This window comes from Campylobacter sp. RM19072 (genome assembly GCF_024723485.1).
GTDB classification, from domain to species: Bacteria; Campylobacterota; Campylobacteria; order Campylobacterales; family Campylobacteraceae; genus Campylobacter; species Campylobacter porcelli.
The window spans coordinates 1-12450 of sequence record NZ_JANQCU010000004.1; the positions used below are offsets into that span (position 1 = coordinate 1).

Consider the following 12450-nt stretch of genomic DNA (forward strand, 5'->3'; position numbering starts at 1 on the left):
ATGATACCCACAGCGTCATTTGCGTTAGATATGGCTTGGGTAAGAGAGTTAGCCTGACTACGCAAACTATCAGCAATCGACATACCAGAGGCATCATCAGCTGCTGTTTGGATCCTAAGACCAGAGCTAAGGCGACCTAGTGAGCTACTAAGAGCTCTATCATTTACTACTGAGTTAGCATGAGCATTCATAGCTGCTATGTTGGTGTTTATTCTAAAACTCATCTTTAAGTCCTTTATCTTAAAAATTAAAAAGTTAAGAGTGGTTAAGCAAATGGTGTTCCAACTTTTAGATCGATCATAAATATATGATAAAAATTTATTTTTGGAGTAAAATTTAAAATATCTCATAAAATTTATATTAAATTATTCTTAATTAAGTAAATTTTTATAGAGTTTTCGATATTATGCCAAATATTTTTCAAAAAGGAGTATAAATGGATGCGATAAACACCCTATTTATAATGCTTTGTTCTTTATTAGTGTTGCTAATGACTCCATCGTTAGCTATGTTCTACTCTGGATTAGTCCAAGCTAAAAATGCACTAAATACTATAATGAATTGCTTCATAGTATTTGGATTAGTATCCTTTACTTGGATAATCGTTGGCTTTTCATTAGCTTATGAGGGGGATTACTTTGGCGTCATAGGAAATTTATCAGCTGCATTCTTAAATGGTATCAACGGCGTAAATGACAATGGAGTGCCACAAATTCTAAGCGTGATATATCAAATGATGTTTGCACTAATCGCAAGTGCCGTTATCACTGGATCGCTTGTTGGGCGTGTGAAACTTAGCGTTTTGGCTATATTTTTGATTTTTTGGAGTATTTTAGTTTATGCTAGTTTGGCTCATATGATTTGGGATGAGCAAGGATTTTTATTAACCCGTGGTGGGCTAGATTTTGCCGGTGGTGGCGTGGTCCATATCAGTGCTGGAACAGCTGGGTTAATTGGTGTTTTAATGGTGGGCGCTAGAAAAGAGATAGCGCATATCAGCGAGCAAGCCCACTCCATACCTTATGCGTTTTTGGGTGGAATTTTACTATTTATTGGTTGGCTTGGATTTAACGCTGGAAGTGCTGGAAAGGTAGATGAAATCGCCGTAAATGCCTTTATAGTGACTATTCTCGCAGCTTCTAGCGGATATATAGCTTGGATTTGTATGGAAATTTTAAACAAACAAAAACCTAGCATTCTAGGCTCTTTAAGTGGCTTAGTAGCTGGGCTTGTGGGTATCACACCAGGATGCGGATATGTGGGTATAGCAGCTAGCATTATCATAGGTATTAGCGCTTCTATAGTATGCTTTTGGGGCTTGATAATCATAAAATACAAACTAAAATTAGACGACTCATTAGATGCCTTTTCTCTACATGGATTTGGCGGTATATGGGGAGCTTTGTGTGTGGGGCTTTTTGCTAGTAAGCAGACAAATCCTAGCATTGAATTTGAAGGGTTATTTATAAGCTTTAATCCGCATTTACTTTTAGAGCAGATTCTTGGGGTTGTGGTATGCTTTAGCGTATCGGCAATAATTAGCTTTATAATATTTAAAGCCATATCTTACTTCACTCCGCTTCGAGTAGATAGCGAACACGAAAGTATGGGGCTAGATGCGAGCTTACACGGCGAGAGCGCTTATAAGAGATAGACTAGGGTTAAACTATCTTTATTTAATGCTATAAATTCGCAGATTAATGCTATTTAACTTTACTAAATCTGCGAATAAATTCCAAAATTCTTAAATAAAATTATATCGATTTTATAATATCAATAAATTAAGATTATTTGATATATTTTACAATTCTATGGTTGTTAATAATATGTAAATTTATGCTATAATATTTGACAATAATCAACAATTAAAAGGGCAAAAATGGATATTAGCAAAGAGGTAAATTTTATTTGGAATATTGCCGATAAACTTCGTGGAGCCTACACTAGTGATAAATATAAAGATGTAATTATCCCCATGGTTATTTTACGCAGATTTGAGTGCGCCTTAGCTGATACCAAAAAAGCGGTGCTAGAAGAGTATAATAAAGACAAAGACACCCCAACAACGGTGCTAGAAAGATTAAGCGGATATCAATTTTATAACACAAGCAAATTTGATCTAAAAGAGCTTAGAAACGACCAAAACAACATAAAAGCAAATTTGATAAATTATATAGATGGTTTTAGCGACAATATCAAAGAGATATTTGAAAATCTAGAATTCCAAAAACAGATAGCCAAAATGAGCAAAGAAAACTGCCTTTTTAGCATCATAAAAGCTTTTAGCGAGCTTGATTTAGACCCCAAAATCGTCCCAAATCACACAATGGGCTATATATTTGAAGACCTTATCCGCAGATTTAGCGAAAATGCAGAAGCCGGCGATCACTACACAGGGCGTGATATCATCGCTTTAATGGTGGATATTTTGCTTTTTGGTGTCGATATACAAGGCGATAATAAGGTAATTTCAGTCCTAGACCAAGCTTGCGGAACAGGCGGAATGCTAAGCATAGCAAATGAAAAGCTAAAAGCACAAAACGATAAGGCACAAATTTATCTATACGGCCAAGAGATCAACGGCGAGAGCTACGCTATCTGTAAAGCCGATATACTCATAAAAGGGCAAAATGAAAAAAATATTTTAAAAACAGATACTCTAAAAAACAATGAATTCCCAAATGAAAAATTTGATTTCATCATCGAAAATCCACCATTTGGCACTTCATGGGGTGGAGAAAAAGCAAAAGATGGTGTAGAAGACGCTGTAAAACTAGCCTATGAGAGCAAATCTCGCTTTTTGGCAGGACTACCAGCCAAAAGCGATGCGCAACTTCTCTTTTTACAATCAGCCCTAGAAAAGGTCAAAGATAATGGCAAAATCGCCATTATCCAAAATGGCTCTCCACTATTTAGCGGCGATACCACCTCAGGCGAGAGCCAGATCCGCCGCTATCTACTAGAAAATGACTATATAGATAGCATTATCGCCTTGCCAACAGATCTTTTCTATAACACTGGAATCGCTACTTATATATGGATACTACGCAAATCCAAGCCAAAAGAAAGAAAAGGCAAACTAGCACTAATAGACGCTAGTAGCTTCTATGTAAAGCTTAGAAAATCAATGGGTAATAAAAGAAACGAGCTAAACGAGCAAAATATAGCACAAATTACCCAAATTTACAAAGATTTCAAAGAGAATGAGCATTGTAAAATCTATACTAATAGCGAATTTATCTATAAAGAATACACCATAATGACCCCACTTCAAAAGAGCTATACCATCACAGATGAGAGCCTAGAGAGCTTGAAATCTGCCTTTTATAATGAGACCAAAATAACAGAATTAGAAAACAAAGATGAACTAACCCAAAAAGAGCAAAAAGAGCTAACCAAACAAAAAGAAGCCAAAGAGCTTGCTAGTGTAATAATAAGCAAATTAAATGACTATAAAGATGATAAAAAATATCTAAACAAAGATGAATTTATCAGCTTTTTAAAGCAAATTTTAAATATCAAAGATACCAAAACACTAGACAAAATAGCCAAAGTATTTAGCCGTGATGACCATGAAGCACAAATCCAAAGAGATAAAAAAGAGCAGATTATCTACGATAAAGATAGCCGTGATAGCGAGATAATCAACATTAACGCTAGCATTGATGAATATATGAGGGCTGAGGTCTTGCCACATTTGCCACTAGCAAAGGCCTTTGATGAGGGCAAAATCGGCGCCGAAATTCCATTTACTCGCTACTTCTACAAATACCAAAGCCCTAAAAGCACTGATGAGATAAAACTAGAATTCCAAAACCTAGAAAAAGAAGCAAGAGAGCTTGAAAGTGGGCTTTTTGATGAGTGAATTGCTAAATGAAATAGACGCAAAAAGCCTAGAAAACGCAAAAAGGCTGTTTTCTAGTGGCGAAATTGCGAGGATCGAGATAGGCTCATTAAAGGGGCTTTTGGATATTCATTTGTATTTATTTGCTGGGCTTTATCCTTTTGCTGGGAAAATAAGAGAGCAAAATATCAAAAAAGGTAACTTTCGCTTTGCTAACTGCTTATATCTAAACGAAGCCCTAGCCAAAATAGAAAAACTACCCCACTCAAACTTTGATGAAATCATAGAAAAATACATAGAGATGAATGTAGCGCATCCATTTTTAGAAGGCAATGGCAGAAGTATGCGTATATGGCTAGACCTAATGCCAAAAAGCACACTAGGACTCATAATAGAGTGGCAAAAGGTAGATAAATACGAGTATCTAGCCGCAATGGAGCGAAGTCCTATAAATGACCTAGAGCTAAAAACATTGCTAAAATCAGCCCTAAGCGAAAAAATAAATGATGAATATATTATTTTTAAAGGCTTAGAACAAAGTTATTTTTATGAAAGTTAAAAGATGAAAAATAGAATTCTAGAATTTAAAGATAGCGGTATTGCTTGGATAGGGCAAATTCAAAACCTAGAAAAAGAAGCAAGAGAGCTTGAAAGTGGGCTTTTTGATGAGTAATAAAAGAAATAATATAAAAGAGTTTAGGGTACCATCTCTTGCGAGTATTCACCTAAGTCATGGTGATTTGATCCCTAAACTGAGTGAATTATATAATAAGTTTTCTTATAAGTTTATAAAAAGGATAAAAATTGTATTTAAAAACACAAACATATAAAAAACTATGCGAAAATCTCGGCTTTGACAAAAGCTCAAATTTAGAAGGCTTTAAAAAGTTAGAAAAATCAATTTTTTTATTACATAATGAATATTTGCTAGGTAGTGCCAAAGAAGCTGGAATTTTCATAAAAAAACATGGAAATAGCAAAAATATTTTTGATTTGGTTATTAATATTTATAACAAACGCATTAGAACTCATCACGCATTATTTTTGATTATTCATATTTTTGAAACAGCACTTCGCTCAAAAATGGCTTTTATTTTATCGCAAAATTACAGCTCAAACCCTGATTTAAAAGATGATTGGTTTGTAAATAGCTCAAATTTATGGCTGATTAAAAAAGTAAATCATATAGTAAAAATAAATAAACTAAATGAAGATTTTTTAAAAACAGCAAATAGTTTTGAAGTGCTTGATTTATTTACACTAGGCGATTTAGAAAATACTATAAAAAACAATTGGGCAATTTTTCAGCCTATTTTCGCTGGTGAAAAACAATACAAAAATCAAAATTTACCAAGCTTTGGTACAAAAGACCACCTTTTAAGTGTATTTTCTCGCATTAGGAAAGAAAGAAATAATATATTTCACAACAGACCGCCAAAAGGCAAAGCAAAGTCAATTATAACAAATATAGAAATTTTGCTTTTACGGCTTGATTTTAATCTTAAAGATGCTTTTAATGAAATATCAAATTTAAAATATGAGATAAACTTAAAATATGAATACTAAAAATACTAACTTTAAAGATAGTGGGATCTCTTGGATAGGTCAAATTCCAAAACATTGGGAAGTAATTAGAAATAAGTATATTTTAAGTGGTCTTTATAGTGGTGGAACACCAACAAGTGGAACTGCTAAATTTTATACCGATGAAGACTATGGAATTCCATTTGTTTCTATTGGTGATATGTCAAAAAAAGAATTTATAGAAAGCACAAAAACAAAAATAACAAAATTTGGAATTCTAGATAAAAATTTAAAAATTCTACCAAAAAACACGATTTTATATTCTATTTACGCTACTATTGGTGAAGTCGCCGAATTAAAATGTAGTGCTACAATTTCACAAGCTTTACTTGCTTTATTTGTAAAAAATTCTTATAACAAACAATTTTATAAGTATAATTTAAAAGCTATGAAAGATTATATATTTTTTGAAAGTAGCGGAACAACACAATTTAACCTTAATGCTAAAAAGGTTTTAAATTTTAGTTTTGTTTCACCCCCACTCAATGAGCAAAAGAAAATAGCTGAATTTCTAGATAAAAAGTGCGAGATAATTGACAAAAGATTAAGCAATTTAGAGAGAAAAATTAAGAGCTTAAAAGAGTATAAAAAATCACTCATAAGCGAGTGCATAACCAAAGGGCTAAATCCTAAAAATATGGAATTCAAAGATAGTGGGATCCCTTGGATAGGTCAAATTCCAAAACATTGGAAGATTTCAAAAATAAAGTATCACGGCACAGCTAGAAATGGTTTGACTTATTCGCCAAGTGATTTGACAGATGAAAATGGAATTCTAGTTTTAAGAGCTTCAAATATTCAAAATGATAAATTATCTTTTAATGATAATGTATATGTGTCTTGCCCTATAAAGAATGAAATTTTTATAAAAAAGGGGGATATTTTAATTTGTGCTACAAATGGAAGTAAAGAATTAGTAGGTAAAAATGTTTTGATAAAAGAGAATATAAAATGTGCTTATGGTGGTTTTATGATGGTTTTAAGAAGTGAAATTTCAAATTTTTTACAATACATTTTAAAATCAAAAGTTTTTGAATACCATCGTCCAAGTTTTAGTACTACTACAATAAATCAGCTTACAAGAGAAAAGCTATTAAATTTAGAATTCCCCCTACCCCCACTCAACGAGCAAAAAGAGATAGCAGAATTTTTGGATAAAAAGTGCGACAAAATAGATAGATTAAATGAGAATTACACCAAGCAGATTACCGCACTAAAAGAGTATAAAAAATCTCTAATCTACGAGTGCGTAACGGGCAAAAAAGAGATTTAAATTTGCTATAATTTCAAAAATCAAAAGGAGTTAGAATGAATAATGAAGTAGATAATAAAAATGAAGAATTTGAAGGCTTTGAAGGCGAAGAAAGCTTAAATACACTAGCAGAAAATTTAAAAAAGGATTATAAAGAAAATTTGCGTATTAGCAAAGAAAGAATAAGCATTTTTGATATCAATAGAAAACTTGATAACCCTAAGCGTGGATTAATAGAGTTAGACCCAGAGTTTCAAAGAGATGATGATAGATGGGATGACAAACAAAAATCAGAGCTGATAGAAAGTATTTTGATAGGAATTCCATTGCCTGTGTTTTATCTATTTCAGACAAGTAACGGTATGAGACAAGTAGTAGATGGCAGACAAAGACTTCGTGCTATTAGGCAATTTTACAAAGATAAATTAAAACTTTCAAAACTAACAATTTTAAGCGAATTAAATGGTAAAAAATTTAGCGAATTAGAACCATTGCTTCAAAATAGCTTTGAGGATTATCAACTAGAAATTTACGCCCTATTGCCGCCTACAAATGAAGATATTAAATTTAATCTTTTTGATAGATTAAATCGTGGCGGAACACAGCTAAATCACCAAGAGATGAGAAATGCACTCTATCAAGGTGCTAGCACTAAGCTTATTAATGAATTAAGCCGTGATGAAAACTTCAAAAAAGCAACTAATCTTAAAGAAAATGCTATAAAGACAATGAAAGATAGATATTTGATATTAAGATTTATAGTTTTTTATCTAATTAGGCAAGAAAAAATAAAAACCAAAATTGAAGGCAGCATCGATGAAATCCTTGCTAATGCGATGAAAGAGATAAATAATAAAGAAAAAGAGCTAAATTTAGATGATTTAAAAAATAAATTTAAAAAAGCCATGGAAAATATAGCAAAAAATGGCTCAGATGAGCTATTTAGGTTTGAAAATAAAAACAATAAAAAAAGACCTTTAAATATGCTTCTATTTGAAAGTGTTGTTTATCTTTTTGTTTTAGCGCTTGAAAAAGGCGTGGCGGTAGATATCCAAAGGCTAGAAAAGTTTAAAAAAGATGAATTTGATAAGCCGGAGAGAATTACTTATGGTATTGATTCTATAGAAAATATAAAATTTAGATTTGACTCTATGGAAAGGTTGCTTAATGATTAAAGAATTAAAAATTTCAAATTTTAAAAGTATAAAAGAGCAAAGTTTTGAGTTTAAGCCTTTGGTGATTTTAACAGGGACTAACTCATCTGGCAAATCATCTATTTTACACGCTATATTGCTTACATTAGACAATAGAACCAGCCGTTCGCTTCAAGAATTGACAAGAAACTTTGATAAATTTAACATTGTTAGAAATATCTTTATCAAAAAAGATAGCGTTGATATAGAGCTAAATGGGGAAGTTTATAAAATAAATGAAGGTGATGAAAACAATAAAATTTATTGCTCAAAAGAGTTAAAATTTGAAGAAAATTTATTTTTTATTAGTGCGAATCGCACAGGAGCAGAAGATTTATCGGGTTATAATTATTACGAAAAGTTTGGCGTAAAAGGTGAATATACTTTTGGATATTTCGATAAACATTGGCAAGAAAAAGCAGAGATTATCAGATTTAAAGATGATGAGAGCTTAAAAGGTCAGCTTTGGCGTTGGTGTAAAGAAATTTTTGAACTAGATTTTGATGTACAAACAAATAAAATAAATGAAAGCAATATCGAAATAAAATATTATTTTAGAAATATTGATAAAGAGCTTTCACCTTTTAATGTAGGAACGGGAATTAGCTATGCTTTGAGAATTTTAATAATTGGGCTTAATTGTAAAAAGGGCGATATTTTTATCGTAGAAAATCCAGAGATTCACTTACACCCAAAAGCCATTTCAAATATGGCTAAGTTTTTTACATTTTTGGCTAAAAATGGTGTTCAAGTTATCTTAGAAACTCACTCAGAGCATATAATAAATAGTGCTTGTTATGAAGTGTGTAAGAAAAATTTTGATTCTAGTGATATAGTAATTTATTATAAAGCAGATCAAAATAGTGATTTTGAAAAGATAAATGTAGGAAATAGTGGTAAATTTGTAGATGAAAATGGTAATTTAAGGAAGTATCCAAGTGGATTTTTTGATGCTAATTCTGCTGAATTATGGGAGCTTTTGTAATGCGTTTGAGCGATAAATTAGCATTAGAATATCTTAAATTTAGAAATCAATGCGAATTTGATTTGCGATGTATTGAAGCTCTTTTGCGTTATTTTAAAGGTGAGTTTATTTTTACAAAAGAGCAGCTTAGCTATGCTAGCAAAGAAATTGCTTCATTTGATATGAGTAGGTTTTTACCACTTCTTGATAAAATACCGAAATTCCGATTAATTCTCTGTGATGATAATGATAAATTTCCAAATGTGAATATTTTTAGCGATAGAATAGAAAATAATCTAAGCGCAACATTCAAAAAAGATGATCCAAGAGATAAAGCAATAGAGCATTTTAAAGCACTGTTTAAAGATGCGAAATCTATTTTTATTTATGATAATTACCTTTATGAGAATCATAATTTAGCTAGCTTAGAAAAATTTATAGAAGAATGCAAAATACAATGCAATATTTATCTAGATAGAAATACCTATAATAAAATAAAAACAAATAAAAATCTAAGCCCAAAAATAAAATATAAAATAGCTATAGATAAAGCTCATAATTTAAACAATAAAAATACACATGACAGATATATAATGATAGATAATAATATTGAAATTATTTTAACAAGTGGAATTGATTATCTTTTTGATACAAGCAAAGATTTTACTTATATAATTAGGGAAATTTAAAGGACAAAAATGGCTAAAACTATATATAATGAAAAAAGTGAGTATCAAGCTGATATAATAAAAGAATTTGCTAAAAATGGAGTTGTAGAGCGAAACGCAAAGTATTATGATAAAAATTTAGCAATGGATAAAGAGATACTAATAGAGTTTTTAAAATCCACTCAAGAAAAGGAGCTTAACTCGCTTGGGCTAAAGGGTGATGAGATAATCTCTAAAATCAATGACTATATAATCAAAAATGGAATTCTAGAGTGCTTAAAAAATGGCGTAATGATAAATAATACAAACTTAGAGCTAGTTTATAACAAAGAAAGCTCTGGTTTTAATGCTGATTTAGCCCAGAAATATGAAAAAAATAAAATCACAATAATACAAGAAGTAAATGCCGATAATGAGAATAAAGAGCGTGTGGATTTAGTGGTTTTTGTCAATGGTGTGGCGTTTGCTTGTATGGAGTTTAAAAGCAATTATTCAGGGCAGGATTATAAAGATGCTATAAAGCAGTATAAAGAGGATAGAAATCCGCAAAATAGACTATTTGATAATAGGCTTGGTGCGATTGTGTTTTTTGCTTTGGATCTGTATGAGTGCTATATGACTACAAAGCTAGAAAAATCCAAAACTAAATTTCTAGCCTTCAATAAAGGCAAAGGAAGTGGCAGTGAGACAGGGGCTGGAAATGATGAAATAGAGGGCAAAATAAGCAATGTATGGTATCTATGGGAAGAGGTATTGGTAAAAGATAATATAATTGATTTGATTAAAAATTTTATATTTGATGATAAGGGAGTTATGATTTTCCCACGCTATCATCAGATGGATCTAGTACATAAAGTAAAAAGCGATATTTTGAAAAATTCAGAGTATAAAAACTACTTAATCCAGCATAGCGCAGGATCTGGCAAGACTAAAAGCATAGCTTGGCTGGCATATATGCTAGCATCTTTGTATAAAGATGGCTCTGTAAGATATGAAAGCGTGATAATCGTAACTGATAGAATAGTAGTAGATAGACAACTGCAAAATGAGATAAACAAGATCAAGCATCAAGAAGGATTTATAAAAGCTCTTGGCGATGAAAATAGCTCAAAAGATTTAAAAGATGCTATAAAAAATAGTGTAAAAATCATAATTTCTACAATACAAAAATTCTCTTATATCAAAGATGAATTAAAAAATTTTGACACCAAATGTGCTGTGATAATAGATGAAGCGCACTCTAGCACCAGCGGGTCTAATATGGAGGCTTTGATAGATACTCTTAGTGCTGAATTTGGCGCAGAGAATAAACCTAAAAATATAAGCCTTTTTGGCTTTACAGCTACACCAAAGAAAAGTACTTTACAAATATTTGGTAAAGAGATAGATGGCATGTTTGCGCCTTTTCATCTATACTCTATGAAACAAGCGATAGAAGAAGGATATATCCTAAATGTACTTGATAACTATACAACATATAACACTCTTTATAATATAGTATTAAATAGCAGCGATAAAGAGGTAGAACAAAACCAAGCAAAACGCAAAATAAGAGATATAATCAAACATAATACCGATATCATAAAAAGCCGTGTAGCTGTGATAGCTGAGCATTTTGCTAATATCGGTAGCGATATGCTAAACAACAAGGCTAAGGCTATGGTAGTGTGCGAAGATATAGAAAGCGTGATAAGATATTATCAAGCTTTTTGCGAGTATTGCGCGGGGAGATATGATTTTAAACCTTTAATAGCTTTTAGCGGTCAAAAAGAAGTTGGCGAAGTGGAGTATAGCGAAAGTGGGATAAATGGCATAAGCGAAGCATCTTTGCCTAGTGAATTTAATAAAGATGAGCGAAGGGTGCTTTTTGTCGCAAATAAATACCAAACAGGATTTGACCAAAATAAGCTTTGTATAATGTATGTTATCAAAGCCCTTAGCGGAATAACCGCCGTCCAAACACTATCAAGGCTAAATAGAATTTGTCCAGAATTCCCGCATAAAACTACTTTTGTGCTTGATTTTGTAAATAAATTTGATGATATCATTGGTAGTTTTGCGCCATATTATACGCAAACTATGCTAAAAGATGGTATTGATATGGCTGATTTACTTGATATCAACGCAAAAATAGATGGATATAATATCTTAATGCCACTTGAAGAAAAGATAGTAGCAGATGCTACTTCTAATATAGATGATAATACTCAAAAGATGATAAGGCCATATTTCACAAAAGCAATAACACAGATAAATAATTTAGATGATAAGCACAAAGTAGAGTTCAAAGGGCTACTTACAAACTACAAAAATACCTTTTTACACTTAAAAATCATTTTTGGTGATACTTTTAGCGATAAGCTAAATAACAGATATATTTTTATAGAAATTTTGCTCAAACAGCTTACAAATGAAAATATAAGTAACGAAAATATAGATATAGATATAGGCGTGATAAATGTTCAAGTACTAAAAAACCAAACACACACAAAAGATAATATAAAACCAGATCCAGTGATGGAGATGAGCGCCTTTGGCTCAATGAAGATTGATTCTAGCAAGCTAGAAATGCTCTCAATAATTATAAAAAAAATCAATGATAATCTTAGTCTAAATATAGAAGAAAACTCGCAAATTAAAGCTATTATAAATATCTCTGAGAAGCTACTAAATAGCACCAGGCTACAAAGCGGAGCAAAAAATAATAATAAAAATGATTTTACAAAACTTTATAATGATGAATTAAATGATATTTTAACAGATAATTATAATGATGCGCAATTTGGTGCTTTATACGGCCAACTATTGAACAATCAAGCTTATATAAATGAAATTTTCACACCACTTCAAGATAATATTTATGATATTTTAGAAAAAAGATAGGTGAAAATTTGGCATAAATAGCCGATTTTCATCGGCTATTAGCCTTACTTTGCGGTTATGAA

10 protein-coding genes are annotated in these 12450 nt (G+C 31.5%); 9 read left to right on the forward strand and 1 reads right to left on the reverse strand.

The window, feature by feature from the left end:
* On the reverse strand, positions 1 to 224 hold a 224-nt coding region (locus CSUIS19072_RS03335; RefSeq protein ID WP_442863271.1), incomplete at its 3' end, for a flagellin N-terminal helical domain-containing protein.
* A gap of 212 nt (positions 225 to 436) precedes the next feature.
* Between CSUIS19072_RS03335 and CSUIS19072_RS03340 the strand changes: the two genes are divergently transcribed.
* The 9 genes from CSUIS19072_RS03340 (at position 437) to CSUIS19072_RS03380 (ending at position 12388) form a co-directional block, all read left to right on the forward strand.
* Entirely contained in the window at positions 437 to 1654 is a 1218-nt protein-coding gene (locus CSUIS19072_RS03340; RefSeq protein WP_086237194.1) for an ammonium transporter, read from the forward strand.
* A gap of 225 nt (positions 1655 to 1879) precedes the next feature.
* Complete coding sequence (locus CSUIS19072_RS03345; protein ID WP_086293298.1) at positions 1880 to 3865, forward strand: type I restriction-modification system subunit M; 1986 nt, start codon at positions 1880 to 1882, stop codon at positions 3863 to 3865.
* Positions 3858 to 4403: a protein adenylyltransferase Fic gene (gene fic, locus CSUIS19072_RS03350; RefSeq protein WP_086293299.1), complete on the forward strand. Its 546-nt coding sequence runs from the start codon at positions 3858 to 3860 to the stop codon at positions 4401 to 4403. The genes CSUIS19072_RS03345 and fic overlap by 8 nt, the downstream gene beginning before the upstream one ends.
* 245 nt (positions 4404 to 4648) lie before the next feature.
* Entirely contained in the window at positions 4649 to 5410 is a 762-nt protein-coding gene (locus CSUIS19072_RS03355; protein ID WP_086293301.1) for a hypothetical protein, read from the forward strand.
* On the forward strand, positions 5400 to 6701 hold the full coding sequence (locus tag CSUIS19072_RS03360) for a restriction endonuclease subunit S (protein WP_086293303.1): 1302 nt from the start codon (positions 5400 to 5402) through the stop codon (positions 6699 to 6701). Before CSUIS19072_RS03355 ends, CSUIS19072_RS03360 begins: the two co-directional genes overlap by 11 nt.
* 35 nt (positions 6702 to 6736) lie before the next feature.
* On the forward strand, positions 6737 to 7855 hold the full coding sequence (locus tag CSUIS19072_RS03365; RefSeq protein WP_086293305.1) for a DUF262 domain-containing protein: 1119 nt from the start codon (positions 6737 to 6739) through the stop codon (positions 7853 to 7855).
* Positions 7848 to 8858, forward strand: coding sequence for an AAA family ATPase (locus CSUIS19072_RS03370; protein WP_086293307.1), 1011 nt, complete (start codon positions 7848 to 7850; stop codon positions 8856 to 8858). Before CSUIS19072_RS03365 ends, CSUIS19072_RS03370 begins: the two co-directional genes overlap by 8 nt.
* On the forward strand, positions 8858 to 9526 hold the full coding sequence (locus tag CSUIS19072_RS03375; RefSeq protein WP_141083161.1) for a hypothetical protein: 669 nt from the start codon (positions 8858 to 8860) through the stop codon (positions 9524 to 9526). The genes CSUIS19072_RS03370 and CSUIS19072_RS03375 overlap by 1 nt, the downstream gene beginning before the upstream one ends.
* Positions 9527 to 9535: 9 nt before the next feature.
* The gene (locus CSUIS19072_RS03380; RefSeq protein WP_086293311.1) at positions 9536 to 12388 is read left to right on the forward strand and encodes a DEAD/DEAH box helicase family protein; all 2853 of its coding nucleotides are present in this window, start codon (positions 9536 to 9538) and stop codon (positions 12386 to 12388) included.
* The last annotated feature ends 62 nt before the right edge of the window (positions 12389 to 12450 follow it).

Excerpts from the sequence above, each read along its gene's own strand:
- CSUIS19072_RS03340 (WP_086237194.1), top strand. The coding sequence starts at position 437 with ATGGATGCGATAAACACCCTATTTATAATGCTTTGTTCTTTATTAGTG.
- CSUIS19072_RS03345 (WP_086293298.1), top strand. The coding sequence starts at position 1,880 with ATGGATATTAGCAAAGAGGTAAATTTTATTTGGAATATTGCCGATAAA.
- fic (WP_086293299.1), top strand. The coding sequence starts at position 3,858 with ATGAGTGAATTGCTAAATGAAATAGACGCAAAAAGCCTAGAAAACGCA.
- CSUIS19072_RS03360 (WP_086293303.1), top strand. The coding sequence starts at position 5,400 with ATGAATACTAAAAATACTAACTTTAAAGATAGTGGGATCTCTTGGATA.
- CSUIS19072_RS03365 (WP_086293305.1), top strand. The coding sequence starts at position 6,737 with ATGAATAATGAAGTAGATAATAAAAATGAAGAATTTGAAGGCTTTGAA.
- CSUIS19072_RS03370 (WP_086293307.1), top strand. The coding sequence starts at position 7,848 with ATGATTAAAGAATTAAAAATTTCAAATTTTAAAAGTATAAAAGAGCAA.
- CSUIS19072_RS03375 (WP_141083161.1), top strand. The coding sequence starts at position 8,858 with ATGCGTTTGAGCGATAAATTAGCATTAGAATATCTTAAATTTAGAAAT.
- CSUIS19072_RS03380 (WP_086293311.1), top strand. The coding sequence starts at position 9,536 with ATGGCTAAAACTATATATAATGAAAAAAGTGAGTATCAAGCTGATATA.